General features: G+C 70.9%; 14 protein-coding genes. 11 read left to right on the forward strand and 3 right to left on the reverse strand.

The features are described 5' to 3' along the window. Positions 1 to 83 precede the first annotated feature (83 nt). Complete coding sequence (locus ACSSS0_RS13675) at positions 84 to 1,802, forward strand: MFS transporter (protein WP_487228410.1); 1,719 nt, start codon at positions 84 to 86, stop codon at positions 1,800 to 1,802. A 1-nt stretch (position 1,803) separates the two neighbouring features. After that, entirely contained in the window at positions 1,804 to 2,676 is an 873-nt protein-coding gene (locus tag ACSSS0_RS13680) for an alpha/beta fold hydrolase (protein WP_487228411.1), read from the forward strand. Position 2,677: 1 nt separating this feature from the next. On the opposite strand, the gene ACSSS0_RS13685 is transcribed toward ACSSS0_RS13680, so the two are convergent. Further along, positions 2,678 to 3,118, reverse strand: coding sequence for a hypothetical protein (locus ACSSS0_RS13685; RefSeq protein WP_487228412.1), 441 nt, complete (start codon positions 3,116 to 3,118; stop codon positions 2,678 to 2,680). A 121-nt stretch (positions 3,119 to 3,239) separates the two neighbouring features. On the opposite strand from ACSSS0_RS13685, the gene ACSSS0_RS13690 reads away from it, so the two are divergent. Further along, complete coding sequence (locus ACSSS0_RS13690) at positions 3,240 to 3,416, forward strand: hypothetical protein (protein WP_487228413.1); 177 nt, start codon at positions 3,240 to 3,242, stop codon at positions 3,414 to 3,416. On the opposite strand, the gene ACSSS0_RS13695 is transcribed toward ACSSS0_RS13690, so the two are convergent. Both ACSSS0_RS13695 and ACSSS0_RS13700 read right to left on the reverse strand, forming a co-directional pair. Then, entirely contained in the window at positions 3,392 to 3,535 is a 144-nt protein-coding gene (locus tag ACSSS0_RS13695) for a hypothetical protein (protein ID WP_487228414.1), read from the reverse strand. The genes ACSSS0_RS13690 and ACSSS0_RS13695 overlap by 25 nt on opposite strands. A gap of 142 nt (positions 3,536 to 3,677) precedes the next feature. After that, the gene (locus tag ACSSS0_RS13700; RefSeq protein WP_487228415.1) at positions 3,678 to 4,130 is read right to left on the reverse strand and encodes a MarR family winged helix-turn-helix transcriptional regulator; all 453 of its coding nucleotides are present in this window, start codon (positions 4,128 to 4,130) and stop codon (positions 3,678 to 3,680) included. A gap of 79 nt (positions 4,131 to 4,209) precedes the next feature. On the opposite strand from ACSSS0_RS13700, the gene ACSSS0_RS13705 reads away from it, so the two are divergent. The 8 genes from ACSSS0_RS13705 (at position 4,210) to ACSSS0_RS13740 (ending at position 13,959) form a co-directional block, all read left to right on the forward strand. After that, on the forward strand, positions 4,210 to 4,839 hold the full coding sequence (locus tag ACSSS0_RS13705; RefSeq protein WP_487228416.1) for a mycothiol-dependent nitroreductase Rv2466c family protein: 630 nt from the start codon (positions 4,210 to 4,212) through the stop codon (positions 4,837 to 4,839). Between the two features lie 85 nt (positions 4,840 to 4,924). Further along, the gene (locus tag ACSSS0_RS13710; protein ID WP_487228417.1) at positions 4,925 to 5,608 is read left to right on the forward strand and encodes a maleylpyruvate isomerase family mycothiol-dependent enzyme; all 684 of its coding nucleotides are present in this window, start codon (positions 4,925 to 4,927) and stop codon (positions 5,606 to 5,608) included. Between the two features lie 112 nt (positions 5,609 to 5,720). Continuing rightward, positions 5,721 to 7,364, forward strand: a complete 1,644-nt coding sequence (locus ACSSS0_RS13715; protein WP_487228418.1) for an AMP-binding protein — start codon at positions 5,721 to 5,723, stop codon at positions 7,362 to 7,364. Positions 7,365 to 7,633: 269 nt separating this feature from the next. Beyond that, a complete protein-coding gene (locus ACSSS0_RS13720; protein WP_487228419.1) occupies positions 7,634 to 9,673 on the forward strand; it encodes a sunset domain-containing protein in 2,040 nt (679 codons plus the stop codon). Between the two features lie 191 nt (positions 9,674 to 9,864). Beyond that, positions 9,865 to 11,625 (forward strand): arginine--tRNA ligase, encoded by a 1,761-nt coding sequence (argS, locus tag ACSSS0_RS13725; RefSeq protein ID WP_435987376.1) that lies wholly within the window; start codon positions 9,865 to 9,867, stop codon positions 11,623 to 11,625. Positions 11,626 to 11,775: 150 nt separating this feature from the next. Continuing rightward, positions 11,776 to 12,636: a DUF4328 domain-containing protein gene (locus ACSSS0_RS13730; protein ID WP_487228420.1), complete on the forward strand. Its 861-nt coding sequence runs from the start codon at positions 11,776 to 11,778 to the stop codon at positions 12,634 to 12,636. A 117-nt stretch (positions 12,637 to 12,753) separates the two neighbouring features. Then, positions 12,754 to 13,464: a flavodoxin family protein gene (locus ACSSS0_RS13735; RefSeq protein WP_435987374.1), complete on the forward strand. Its 711-nt coding sequence runs from the start codon at positions 12,754 to 12,756 to the stop codon at positions 13,462 to 13,464. 111 nt (positions 13,465 to 13,575) lie between these two features. Then, positions 13,576 to 13,959 carry an SHOCT domain-containing protein gene (locus tag ACSSS0_RS13740; RefSeq protein ID WP_487228421.1) on the forward strand — a complete coding sequence of 128 codons (384 nt, stop codon included), beginning with the start codon at positions 13,576 to 13,578 and terminating at the stop codon, positions 13,957 to 13,959. Positions 13,960 to 14,063 lie beyond the last annotated feature (104 nt).

A 14,063-nucleotide genomic window follows, 5' to 3' on the forward strand; every position in this document is an offset into this window, starting at 1 on the left:
CACGGCTCACCGGGCCCTCGGTGGCCCGCGTTCATCCTGTGGGGGTGACGCGGACGGACCCGGTGTGGGCGGACGCTGTTCCCGTGTCGACCTCACCCGCCCGGACCGGTGCCGGCATGGTTCTCGGGCTCCTGGCGTCCGGGCAGTTCGTCATGACGCTGGACAGCTCGGTCATGAACGTCTCGATGGCCGTCGTCGCGAGCGACCTCGGCACGACGATCAGCGGCATCCAGACCGCCATCACGCTCTACACGCTCGTCATGGCCACGATGATGATCACCGGCGGCAAGATCGGCACGATCATCGGCCGGCGGCGCGCGTTCGGCATCGGCCTCGTCATCTACGCGGCAGGGTCGCTGACGACGGCGCTCGCGCCGAACCTGCCGGTGCTGCTCTTCGGCTGGTCGCTGCTCGAGGGACTCGGCGCGTCGCTCATCATGCCCGCGATCGTGGCGCTCGTCGCCGCCAACTTCCCCGCCGAGCGACGGGCCGCCGCCTACGGTCTCGTGGCCGCCGCGGGCGCCATGGCCGTCGCCGCCGGGCCGCTCATCGGTGGCGCCGTGACCACCTTCGCGTCGTGGCGCTACGTGTTCGCCGGTGAGGTCGTCATCGTCCTCGTCATCCTCGTCTTCCTGCGCAAGATGGCCGACGTGCCGGCGACGCCGGCCAGGATCGACTACGTCGGGTCGCTGCTGTCCGTGGTCGGGCTGGGATCGATCGTCTACGGCGTGCTGCGCACGAGCGACTGGGGCTGGGTCGCGTCCAAGCCCGGCGCTCCCGAGGTCCTCGGGGCGTCGCCGTCGATCTGGCTCATCGTCCTCGGCATGCTCGTGGTCTTCGGCTTCATGCGGTGGGAGAACCACCTCGTGCGGATCGGCTCCGAACCCCTCCTGCGGCCCGTGCTGCTGCGCAACCGTGGCCTCGTCGGTGGGCTGACGATGTTCTTCTCGCAGTACCTCGTCCAGGCCGGCATCTTCTTCGCCGTGCCGCTCTTCCTCTCGGTGGTGCTCGAGCTGGACGCGCTGCAGACGGGGCTGCGCATCCTGCCGCTCTCGTTCGCGCTGCTCGTGTCGGCAGCGGGCATCCCCAAGATCTGGCCCAGGGCCAACCCCCGACGCGTCGTGCGCGTCGGCCTGTTGTCGGTGCTCGCCGGGGTCCTCGTGCTCGTCGGCGGGATGGACCCCGGCGCCAACGCCGGGGTCGTCGCCATCCCGATGCTCCTCATCGGGCTGGGCCTCGGTGCCCTGTCGTCGCAGCTCGGCAGCGTCACCGTCTCGTCGGTGCCCGACTCGGAGAGCGCCGAGGTCGGCGGACTCCAGAACACCGGCACGAACCTCGGTGCGTCCCTGGGCACCGCCCTCGTGGGGTCGGTGCTGCTCGCGACGCTGACGACCTCGGTCATCGCCGGCGTCCAGACCAACCCGGACGTCCCGACCGAGGTGAAGTCCCAGGCCACGACCCAGCTCGCCGGCGGGGTGCCGTTCATCTCCGACAAGCAGCTGACGGCGGCCCTCGAGCAGGCCGGGGTCGACGAGGCGCAGGCCGCCGCGATCCTCGAGGTCAACGCGAGCGCTCGTCTGGACGCGCTCCAGGAGGCCTTTGGGGTGACCGCCCTGCTGACGGCGGGTGCCCTCTTCTTCACCGGGCGCATCCCGCGTCGGGCCCCGGGCGACGACGGGCCGCCCGAGGGAGACGAGGACGACGGGGACGGCGAGGACGACGAGGACGGCGAGGACGGCGCCATGGAGCCCGACACCGAGGTGACCGGCTCCGCGCGCGGGTCCGGGCGCGGGGAGGCGTGACGTGGTGACCACACCGGGGCTGGCCGAGCGATGGACGTCGAACGACGGCGTCAAGGTCTTCTACCGCGAGTCGTCGGGACCGCCGGACGCGGCACCGATGATGCACCTGCACGGGTTCGGGCTCTCGGGCCGCTACCTGCTCCCGACGGCCGAGCTGCTCGCGGGCGAGTTCCGGACGCTCGTGCCCGACCTCCCCGGCTTCGGGCGCAGCGGACGGCCCCGTCAGCCGCTCGACGTGCCCGAGCTCGCCGAGGCGGCAGCGGCGTTCCTCGACGACCGCGGCATCGAGAAGGTGACGCTCGTCGGCAACTCGATGGGCTGTGCCGTCATCTGCGAGTTCGCCCACCTCTACCCCGAACGCCTCGAGCGGGCCGTGCTCGTCGCACCCGCGGGGGGTCTCCACAACCAGCCGCTGCGCCGGGCGTTGCAACAGCTCGCGCGGGACGGCATACGCGAGCCGTTGGGTCTCATGCAGGTGGCGGTGCCGGACTACCTGAGGTTCGGGGTGCCGAGCACGCTGCGCATGTTCCGCGCGCTGACCCGCTACCCGGCCCTCGACCGCCTGCTGGAGCTGCACATCCCGACCCTCGTCGTGCTCGGGAGCGCCGACCCGCTCATGCCCGCGCCGCCGCGGGTCAAGGAGGTGGCCGGCCAGATCGACAACTCGGTCCTGCTCGTCGTCATCCACGGCGCCGCCCACGCCATCAACTTCAGCCACCCGGGTGAGCTGGCCAACGTCATCCGGCAGTTCATGTCCGACCAGCCGATCGTCGACGACCCTGACTCACCGGGCCAGGCCCGCGTCTACGAGATCCACCGCGGTGTCCACCTCCCCGGCCCGAAGGACGGGCAGGTGGACGACGGCGGGGCGTGACTCAGGCGCGCGGCCTGCGGAGGCGGAACGCGTCCGCGTCGGTCGCCTGGACCTGCTGACCGGTGAAGGCGTCGTTGGCCGTCGCCGTCGTGCTCACCGTGACGCTGCCGGCCTGGAACTGCTCGGCGCCGAGGTAGGTGGCGAAGTTCCACGTGTAGGTCCGCCCCACCCAGCAGTCGACGTAGACCGAGCCGGAGCCGGCGACGGTCGTCTTGCGGACGGTCTGCGAGACGATCCCGCTGACGACGGTCGGTGCGTCGGAGGAGCACGTCAGCGTGCCGGTGACGATGACACCGCCCTCCTGGGTGAGCGTGGCGCCGGTGTTGGCGAGGGTGAGCTGCAGCGGCGGCGCCGCAGGGGCCAGACCGACGTCGATCTGGCCGCGGGCCGCCGGCGTCTGGTCGTCGCAGTGCTGCTCGAAGGTGGCCGCGAACCGCGTCACCGCGCCGGAGGTGTCGGTGGTGATGGTCTGGACCGTGAACGTCGACGACGAGGTGTTGCAGCCGCGTCCCTCCCCGCTGTAGTCGAACCCGGCGACCCCGACGTCGTTGAACGGGTAGCGGGTGGCCGTGTACGTCGTGCCGGACGTCAGCGACTGGCCCGTCGGTGCGGCGGCGTCGATGGTCCAGTCGTCGCCGTTGGCTCCCGCGATGGAGATCGCGAGGCGCTGGGCGTCCCCGGAGAGCGAGATGCGGTCGCCCGGGGTGGCGTACGCCTACGACAGTCCCTGGGTGATGTAGTCGCCGGCGTCCCCCTGGATGCTGACGGTGCCCGCGGCCGGGGCGGCGTGGGCCGGGGCGGCCAGCGTGACCGCCGCGACGAGCGCGAGACCGAGTGCGGATGTGAGTGTGCGCAGCAAGAGGGGCTCCCCTGCTCGGTGCCCGTTCGGGCGGTTCCGTCCGACCCCTGCTTGATCGGTGGTCGGAAACGTACGCCCGTCAGGGGTCGCGGTGGGGGTTGCGGGCTCGCCTTTCTGACGCCGTCACGACGCCGAGGTCCGCTCAGTCGTCGTCGCGGTACGGGTCGGTGATCTCGCGCAGGAGGACCAGTGCCTCGCGGAGCTCGCGCATGCGCCGCGGCCCCAGGTGGGCCTCCCACTCGCGCTCGATCTGCGCCTCCTCGGCGCGGGCGATCGGCAGGAGGGTCGCGGCCTTGTCGGTGAGCCGGACGAGGCGGGCCCGTCCGTCGGTGGGGTCCGGCACGCGCTCGACGTAGCCGGCTGCCTCGAGCCTGTCGACGAGGGCCGTCGCCGTCTGCTTCGTCACCTGGGCCTGCTCGGCGAGGTCGGTCAGGCGGGTGCCGTGCTCCCCGATCCGGGCGGCCACCCGCGCCTGGGCCAGCGTGATGTCGTCTATGCCCGCACGCCGCATCGCCGTGACGACACGGTTCTCGACGTCGCGCGCGGCGATGAACATGAGCAGGCCGACGAAGGGTTCGGGACGTTGGGACGACATCGCACCTCTTGAAAATAGTCAGCCAGTCGAACTATAGTGGTCAGCTAATCGAACTAGATGATAGCGAGGGGTGAGGGCGATGAGCAGCAGGCCGGCCGTGGTGGTGGACTTCTGGTTCGACCCGGTGTGCCCCTACTCGTGGACGGCGTCACGCTGGCTCCACGAGGTCGCGAGCGAGATCCCCCTCGACCTGCGCTTCCACGTGATGAGCCTGTACCTGCTCAACGAGCATCGGACAGACGTCGCACCTGGCTATCGCGCGAACGTCGAGGCCACGAGGGGCCCGTCGCGCGTCATGGCCGCAGCAGGCGCGCGCTGCGGCGAGGACGCCCTCCCCTCGCTGTACTCCGCGTTCGGTGCGGAGCTGTTCGACCGCTGGCGCTACCACACGACGATGGAGCTGCGTCATGCGATCGAGATCGCCCTCGTGCTGACCGGGCTGCCCGCGGACCTCGCCCTGGCGTTCGACGACCCTGACGCCGACGTGGAGCTCCGGCGCAGCCACGACGCCGGGGTGGCCCCCGTCGGCGGTGACGCAGGCACCCCGACCACCCACATCGACGGGGTCGCCTTCTTCGGGCCGGTCCTCAACGCGATCCCGCGCGGGGACGACGCAGTGAAGGTGTTCGACGGCACCCGGCTGCTCGCGGGCTACCCCGAGTTCTTCGAGCTGAAGCGCACGAGGCAGCGGCCACCTGTCTTCACCTGAGCGACGACGCCTGGGACGACACCTGAGCGACGCGGTTCCCCAGCCGCGTGTCGAGCGAGAGAATCCGAGAGAGAAGGGGATCGACGTGGGAACGACAGCAGCGACACCAGACCTCGACGTCATCTGGTCCGAGGTCGACGACCAGCGCCGGCGCACCGCGGCGATGCTGGAGGCGCTCACCGAGGAGCAGTGGGACCACCCCTCGCTCTGCGACGGCTGGACGGTGCGGCACGTCGCGGCTCACCTCACGCTCCAGCGGCAGCACCTCCCGGACATCCTTCGCTTCCTGACCGCCCACCCGAGCCTGCTCGGCGCGCTCTCCCTCAACCGGATGATCGACCGCACGGCCCGGCTGCAGGCGGCGCTGCCCACCGATGAGATCATCGCCGGCATCCGTGCCGGCATCGGGTCGCGACGGCGCAACTCGTTCATCGCCCCGGCAGGCAGTCTCTCCGACACCCTCGTGCACGCCCAGGACATCGCCCAGCCGCTGGGGATCGACCTCGAGATGCGGCCCCGGGCGGCAGCCATCGCGGTCGATCACATCTGGTCCACGCGCCACGGGTGGACGGGCTCGGTCTTCAGGCAGCTGCCGCTCGACGGCTACCGGCTCGTGGCGACCGACACGGACTGGTCGGCCGGCAGCGGGCCCGTCGTCGCCGGCCCCGCCTCGGCCCTGCTGCTCCTCGTCACCGGACGGCGGATCGCGCTGAACCGGCTCGAGGGCGACGGGGCCGCCCAGCTGAAGATGCACCTGCAGCTCGCCTGACGGCATACCTGCGAAGGTGGCGACGGCCACGGCGGACATCTCTTGTGCGCCGGGTCGCGCCGGGGTTGGGTGTGGTGAGGACCGTTCACCGCTGCACGCCGGGAGGCCACCGATGACCGCCGCACCGCCCGCCACGCTCGACCCGCACCTCGCGCACACGCGGGGAGAGACCGACACCCCGCTGCTCGAGACGACGATCGGCGACAGCTTCGACGCCACGGTGGAGCGCTTCGGCGAGCGGGAGGCCCTCGTCGACGTCACCCAGGGTCGACGGTGGACGTATGCCGAGCTGCGGGCCGACGTGGACCGGCTGGCCCGATCGCTGCTCGCCGTGGGTGTCGGGACGGGCGATCGCGTCGGCATCTGGGCGCCGAACTGCTCCGAGTGGACGCTGGTGCAGTACGCGACGGCAAAGATCGGCGCCATCCTCGTCAACATCAACCCGGCCTACCGCGCCCACGAGCTGCAGTACGTCCTCGGCCAGGCAGGGATCTCGACGCTCATCGCGGCGGAGTCCTTCAGGTCGAGCAACTACCGGCAGATGGTCGACGAGGTGCGCGGCGAGGTCGCTGGCCTCGAGCGGGTCGTCTACATCGGCACGTCGGACTGGGCCGAGCTCGTCGCCCGCGCCGACGAGGTGACCCCCGAGGAGCTCGCGCGAGTCCAGGCGGGTCTCTCCAACACCGACCCGATCAACATCCAGTACACCTCGGGCACAACGGGATTCCCCAAGGGTGCAACGCTCAGCCATCGCAACATCCTCAACAACGGCTACTTCGTCGGCGAGCTGTGCGACTACACCGAGGCCGATCGCGTCTGCATCCCGGTGCCCTTCTACCACTGCTTCGGCATGGTCATGGGCAACCTCGCGTGCACGACCCACGGCGCGTGCATGGTGATCCCCGCACCCGGCTTCGACCCCGCGCTGACCCTCCAGGCCACCCAGGACGAGAAGGTCACCTCCCTCTACGGCGTGCCGACGATGTTCATCGCCGAGTGGAACCTCCCGTCCTTCGCCGACTACGACCTGTCCACGGTGCGCACCGGCATCATGGCCGGATCCCCTTGTCCCGCAGAGTTGATGAAGAAGCTCATCGCGGCCGGCATCGAGGAGATGACCATCTGCTACGGCATGACGGAGACGTCACCGGTGTCGACGCAGAACCGCACGAACGACACGTTCGAGCAGAAGGTCGGCACCGTCGGCCGGGTCGGCCCGCACCTCGAGATCAAGATCGTCGACCCGGTGACGGGCGAGACGCTGCCTCGGGGGACGGCCGGCGAGTTCATGACGAAGGGCTACTCCGTGATGCTCGGCTACTGGGAGCAGCCCGACAAGACGGCCGAGGCCATCGAGGACGGCTGGATGCACACCGGCGACATCGGCGTCATGCACGACGACGGCTACGTCGAGATCACCGGTCGCATCAAGGACATGGTCATCCGCGGTGGCGAGAACGTCTACCCCCGCGAGATCGAGGAGTTCCTCTACACCCACCCCGACATCCTCGACGCGCAGGTCATCGGCGTCCCGGACGAGAAGTACGGCGAGGAGCTGTGCGCCTGGGTCCGGATGAAGGAGGGCGCCACCCCGCTGACCGCGGAGTCCCTGCGCGAGTTCTGCACCGGGCAGCTCGCCCACTACAAGATCCCGCGCTACGTCGAGATCGTCGACGAGTTCCCGATGACCGTGACGGGCAAGATACGCAAGGTCGAGATGCGCGAGACCACGGCCAAGCGGCTCGGTCTCGGCTGACCCTCCCCGGCCCGGTGACGGGCTGGTCCGCGAAGCAACAGGATTCGCGCGCGCGTTGCGCGAGGCAGCACCGCGTGCACCGATGACGTATGCCGTGCGGCCGGCCGGACGGCATACGCGCGGACAGTCGTGTGGGAACCGGGCGGTCGCGCCCACGGTTCGGGGTACGTCCACGACGACGGCGGCGCGCTGGGCGCCACCGAGGTCCCTCAGCACAGTAGGTTTCGGGGGAAGTGGTCGTGAGGGCCCGAAATCCGTAAGGGGATGGCATGTCCGACACAGGCAAGACGATTCTGTGGATCGTGGTGGCGATCGTCGTCATTGCAGTGATCATCTGGTTGTTCGTCTCGGCAGGGCGGCGTCGTGAGGTCGAGGCGCGCCGCTTCGAGGCCGGCGAGCTGCGAGCCAAGGTCGAGGAGCGACTGCCCGAGGTGCAGGACACCGAGGACCGCGCCTCCGTGACCGCGGCGATGGCCGCCGACGCGCGCGCCGAGGCCGAGCGCAAGGCCGCCGAGGCCGAGCAGAAGGCGGCCGAGGCGAGGCGCCTCGAGGAGCAGGCCGAGGCGCACCGCGCATCCGCCGAGTCCGCCCGCGTCGAGCACGCGGGACTCGAGCGTGAGGCCGACCGCGTCGACCCCGACGTCCCCACCGACGACGAGGGCTTCCGCGTCGACGACGCCGGCAACCGCCTTCCGGGTCAGGAGCCGCCGCGTGGTGCCGGTGCGGCTGGTGCGGCAGGTGCTGCCGGTGCTGCCGGTGCTGCCGGTGCTGCAGCGGTCGGGGCCGCGGCGTTCACGCACGACGACGACGACGACCTCGCCGACGCCGAGAACCCCTTCGCTCCGTCGGACGCCGCGGTGACCGACGAGCAGGACGAGCCGAGCATGGCGTCCGAGCCGATCGAGTCGGCCGCGGTCGCACCCGTGGACGACGAGACCGCTGACACCCGGGACGCGGACGAGCCCGCCTGGGCTCCCTCCGAGGACGTCTCGTCCGAGAGGAGCACCGACCTCGCGAGCGACGCGGACCTCGCCGACGAGCGGGTGGGGGACGAGTCCTCCTACGCCTCGGACGAGCCCGAGGTCACGGGCCGCACCGACGAGGGCGACGGGGCCGACGACACCGACGGCACCGCTCCCGCCTCGACGAGCTGGGCACCGACCGAGACCGGCGCTGCCGATGCGGGTGCCGATGCAGGTGCCGACGAGAACGAGCCCGACGACCACGCGCACGCGACGCACGACGGCACGGACGACCCGGGAACGTCTGCACTCGGCGGTGCTGCCGTCGGCGCCGCCGCCGTGGGGGTGGCGCAAGCGAGCCACGACGACCATGACGACGACCATGACGACGACCATGACGACGACCGTGACGACGTCGACGGATCGGGCACCGTCACGGAGGTCGCCACCACCGACGACGCCGTCTCCGGCACGGCACCCGCCGCGGCCGACGACGCGCCGGACGCGCCGGACGCGTCCTCGGAGGGCGCAGCGGGTACTGGGACTGCGACGGAGCAGCCCTCAGACGAAAGGTCCACGACCGTGAGCGACACGCAGTCCGGCCCCACCGACGCAACCGGCCCCACCGACGCAACCGACGCCACTGACGCCACCGACGCCACGGACGCCACGGACGTGGACTTCACGCCTCCCGTTGCCGATGCCGAGGAGCCGCACGAGGTCGTGATCCCGGCCCTGGACGAGCGCGACGACGTCGTGACCGACGGTGGCACCCCGACCGACGACCCCGGCGACCACCGCGGCCAGCCGTGGGCGACGACCCCGGGCGAGCGCGGTCTCGACGAGGGCACCGACGACGACGCCGCGGACGGGCTCGACGTGGACATGGCGCCGCACTCGCACGAGAGCGACGCGGACGACGAGCTCGCCGAGCCCGCGAACACCGGGACCCCCAGCGACTCGACCGACGACTCCACCGACGACTCCACCGTCGGGTCCACCGACGAGCCTGCCGGCGGTACGGGCTCCACCGACGTCCACGAGCCGGCGCAGGAGCCGGCCGAGGCGTCGGACGAGGCGTCGAGCGAGCAGCCGGCGCAGGGCGACTCCGCTCCCGGCCGCCGCGTCTCCGGCTTCGACGAGGTCGTCGACGGCGGCTTCGGCCTCGGCTCGGCCGCCCCGCTCGCGGACGGCGCCCAGCCGCTCGGCCACGCCGTCAAGGGCACCCGCGAGGGCACGACCTTCGTCGGACCCGACGACGCCGGCTACGACGACGTCGAGCCCGACGTGTGGTTCTACAGCGAGGACGCGGCCCGTCGAGCGGGCTTCCGTCGCCAGGGCGAGTGACCTCTCCCTGACGCCCCGCCGGGTCGGTGGCCACGTGCACCACGGTGTGCACGTGGCCACGCCGGCGTCCGGGCCGGTCCCCGCCACGGGACCGCGCCCGCGGGCGGTCCGGGCGACACGGCATACGCCCTCGGAGGGCCCGGCCGAAACGGTGGCGCGGGCACCCGGTCGGCGCAAATAGACTTGCCGGCATGGTTTCCCCGCTCGTCGCGCTCACGCCCAAGGTCCAGTCCGCGATCGCCGCCGCCCTCGGTGACGACTTCCGCGAGGCCGACCCGGTGCTGCGTCCGTCGCAGTTCGCCGACGTGCAGGTCAACGCCGCGCTCGCGCTCGCCAAGAAGGTCGGGATGCCGCCGCGCGAGGTCGCGGCCAAGATCGTCGACGCCCTCGACCTCGACGGCGTGTGCGACTCCGTCGAGGTGAGCGGCCCCGGCTTCATCAACCTCACCTTCTCGAGCTCGTGGATCGCCGGCCTGCTGCAGGACGTCGAGGCCGACGAGCGGAGCGGTGTCGCGCTCCAGGCGACGCAGAACATCCCGATCGACTACTCCGCGCCCAACGTCGCCAAGGAGATGCACGTCGGGCACCTGCGCACGACCGTCGTCGGCGACTCGCTGGCCCGCACGCTCGAGCACCTCGGCCACCACGTCATCCGCCAGAACCACATCGGTGACTGGGGCACGCCCTTCGGCATGCTCATCGAGCACCTCCTCGACGTCGGTCGTGACTCCGAGGAGGCCGACCTGCTCGTCACCGACCCCAACGCCTTCTACCAGGCGGCCCGGGTCAAGTTCGACCGTGCCGACAAGGCGGAGCCGGCCGGCAGCGAGGGCGACTTCAACGTGCGGGCCCGCACCCGGGTCGTCAAGCTCCAGGCGGGCGACCCCGAGACGCTCGCCCTGTGGCGCGAGCTCGTCGACCTGTCGAAGATCTACTTCAACAAGATCTACTCGACGCTCGGCATCACCCTGACCGACGACGACCTCGCCGGCGAGTCCACCTACAACGAGGTGCTCGCCGACCTGTGCGCCGAGCTCGAGGCCAAGGGCATCGCGACGGTCTCCGACGGCGCCCTGTGCGTCTTCCTCGACGGCTACACCGGTCGCGAGGGCAAGCCGGTGCCGCTCATCATCCGCAAGAGCGACGGCGGCTACAACTACGGCACGACCGACCTCGCGACGATCAAGCACCGCGTCGAGGACCTCAAGGCGCACCGGGTGCTCTACGTCATCGGCGCACCGCAGGCCCTGCACCTCAACATGGTGTGGGACACCGCGCGCAAGGCCGGCTGGCTGCCCGACGACGTCGTGCCCGTGCACGTCCAGATCGGCAACGTGCTGGGTGACGACCGCAAGATCCTCAAGACCCGCTCCGGCAAGCCGCTGCGGCTCATGGCCCTGCTCGACGAGGCCGTCGAGAAGGCCCGCACCGTCATCGACGGCACGCGCCCCGACCTCGACGAGACCGTGCGCGCCACGATCGCCCGCCAGATCGGCATCGGCGCCGTGAAGTACGCCGACCTGTCCGTCGCGCACGACAGCGAGTACGTCTTCGACCTCGACCGCATGGTCGCGCTCACCGGCAACACCGGGCCGTACCTCCAGTACGTCGTCGCCCGCATCCGGTCGATCTTCCGCCAGATCGGCCTCGACCCCGCAGCGCAGCACGCCCCGATCCTGCTCGGCGAGCCGCACGAGCGCGCCCTCGCCATGCACCTGCTCGGCTTCGGTGACGTCGTCGCCGAGGTCGGTGACACCTACGAGCCGCACCGGCTCGCCGGCTACCTCTTCGAGCTGGCCCAGGCGTTCTCGGCGTTCTACGAGAACTGCCCCGTGCTCAAGGCCGAGCTCGACGAGGTCAGGGAGTCGCGACTGACGCTGTGCGCCCTCGTCTTCCGGGTCATGACGACCGGTCTCGACCTGCTCGGCCTGGAGTCCCCCGAGCAGATGTGACCGCACGGGCGGCCCGGTGCGGGCCCGGTGCCTGCCGGCGCCGGCCGGCGTCGGCCCGCCTCGCGGCGGGTCGCGCTCCGTGCGCCCCTGTCACCACGCCTGCTGCTGTAGGTTTCGGGCGCTCGACGTCATCGACAGGGGAGAAGACTCATGACCCAGCCCGCCGCACCTCACGAACCCACGGCCGTGCCCGAGGCCGCCACCGTCCCGCCGGCACCCGCCGGTCCGCCCGTTCCCGCCGGTCCGCCCGTTCCCGTCGCCCCGCCCGCCGCCACCGCTCAGCTGCCCGCGCCGACCGGCCAGCCCGTCGCGGCGGGGCAGCCGGGCGTCAGCCAGCCGGGCGTCACGGCGAACTTCAAGAACATCAACGTCCGCCCGTGGCGGCAGTCCACGGCCGTCGTCGCGATCATCGCGCAGGCGCTCTTCGTCCTCGCGGCGCTCGCCAACCTCTACCTCACCTCGCTCGACGTCAAGGTCAAGGGCCTGCTCAGCGACCGCGACTTCGCCGCGATGGAGCGAGAGGCCGAAGGAGCACAGAGCCTCTACTGGCTCATTCTCGGGGTCGGCGCGCTGGCGGCGGTCTTCCTCCTCGTCTGGTTCCACCGCGTGTGGACCTCCGACCGCTCGGACCACAGCCTCTACACCCGTGGCACCGGGCTCGCGATCGGTGGCTGGTTCATCCCGATCGCCAACATCGTCCTCGGACCGCTGGCCCTGCGGGACCTGATGTGGGGCACCGAGCACGCCAGCCCCACGGCGAAGCCCGGTCGTCCGAACGGGACGCCGCGGCTCGTCATCGCGTTGTGGGTCCTCATCTTCCTCAACGTCCTGCTCGTCATGGCGGGGCGCTCCGCCGACACCAAGGTCAAGCAGGCCGACTCGCTGTCCGAGTTGATGGACGCGGTCCAGTCGAGCCTGACCTTCGAAGCGGTCGGCGGCCTCGCCGGCGCCGCCGGAGCCGTCATCGGAATCCTCTACATCCGTCGGGTGATGGCCCACACGCGCCGCTGACCGGTCCCACGCCGCGGCCACGGCAGGCCGACGAGGTGCTGACGTCCGTCGGACGTCAGCACCTCGTCACATCCAGAGCATTGCGGCGGCGAGCCGCGACGGAGGACAGTCGGCTCCATGACCGACTGGGACTTCACCGGCCTCAAGGCCACCTACGTCAACTGCACGCTGAAGAAGAGCCCCGAGACGAGCCACACGCAGGGCCTCGTCGACGCGAGCGCCGCCATCATGCGCGACCACGGGGTGACCGTCGACGAGATCCGCCTCGTCGACCACGACGTCGCCACGGGCGTCTACCCCGACATGCGCGAGCACGGCTGGGAGACCGACGCCTGGCCCGACCTCTACCCCGGCATCCTCGAGAGCCAGATCCTCGTCGTCGCCGGCCCGATCTGGCTCGGCGACAACTCGAGCGTCACGAAACGCCTCATCGAGCGCATCTACTCGCTGAGCGGGATGCTCAACGACCAGGGGCAGTACCTCTTCTACGGCAGGGTCGCCGGCTGCCTCATCACCGGCAACGAGGACGGCATCAAGCACTGCGCGCAGAACGTCCTCTACAGCCTCCAGCACGTCGGCTACACGATCCCGCCCAACGCCGACGCCGGCTGGATCGGCGAGGCCGGGCCGGGGCCGAGCTACCTCGACGCCGGCAGCGGCGGCCCCGAGAACGACTTCACGAACCGCAACACGACCTTCATGACGTGGAACCTCATGCACCTCGGGAGGATGCTCCACGACGCTGGGGGAGTGCCGGCATACGGCAACCTCCGGTCCGCCTGGAACGCGGGGGAGCACTTCGGCTGGCACAACCCGGAGTACCGCTGAGTGACCCCGCGCCGCGCAGTCACCCCGTGTGGATGATGCCGAGGGCGCCGGCGGCTCACGACCATGGGAGTGAGCACCGGTTGGGTGCTGCCCTCCGAGAAAGGTCGCCCCATGTCGTTCTGGGACATCGTCTGGTTCATCATCATCTTCTTCGCGTTCGCGTCCTACCTCATGGTGCTCTTCTCGATCGTGGCCGACCTGTTCCGCGACCCCGAGGTCTCCGGTGGGATGAAGGCGCTGTGGGTCGTGTGCCTCATCTTCTTCACGTTCATCACGGCGATCGTCTACCTCATCGTCCGCGGTCGAGGCATGAACGAGCGCTCGGCTCAGAAGTACGCCGAGGCCCGTCAGGCGCAGGAGGAGTACGTCCGCTCGGTCGCGGGCGCCTCGAGCACCTCGGCGCCGGAGCAGATCGCCAAGGCGAAGGAGCTGCTCGACTCGGGCGCCATCACCCCCGACGAGTTCACCGCCCTCAAGGCGAAGGCCCTCGCCTGAGCACCGGCCTCTCCGTCCCGCCACGGCACCACTCGTAGGCGCCCTCCTGGAGGCTCGGCCACACGCGCCGAACCTCCAGGAGGCGTGAGGGTGTATGCCGCCCG

The sequence above is a fragment of the Terrabacter sp. R4-6 genome (assembly GCF_057529065.1).

Coding starts and splice junctions, on each gene's coding strand:
- ACSSS0_RS13705 (WP_487228416.1), top strand. CDS start 4,210: ATGAGCAGCAGGCCGGCCGTGGTGGTGGACTTCTGGTTCGACCCGGTG.
- ACSSS0_RS13735 (WP_435987374.1), top strand. CDS start 12,754: ATGACCGACTGGGACTTCACCGGCCTCAAGGCCACCTACGTCAACTGC.
- ACSSS0_RS13700 (WP_487228415.1), bottom strand. CDS start 4,130: ATGTCGTCCCAACGTCCCGAACCCTTCGTCGGCCTGCTCATGTTCATC.
- argS (WP_435987376.1), top strand. CDS start 9,865: ATGGTTTCCCCGCTCGTCGCGCTCACGCCCAAGGTCCAGTCCGCGATC.
- ACSSS0_RS13720 (WP_487228419.1), top strand. CDS start 7,634: ATGTCCGACACAGGCAAGACGATTCTGTGGATCGTGGTGGCGATCGTC.
- ACSSS0_RS13740 (WP_487228421.1), top strand. CDS start 13,576: ATGTCGTTCTGGGACATCGTCTGGTTCATCATCATCTTCTTCGCGTTC.
- ACSSS0_RS13730 (WP_487228420.1), top strand. CDS start 11,776: ATGACCCAGCCCGCCGCACCTCACGAACCCACGGCCGTGCCCGAGGCC.
- ACSSS0_RS13715 (WP_487228418.1), top strand. CDS start 5,721: ATGACCGCCGCACCGCCCGCCACGCTCGACCCGCACCTCGCGCACACG.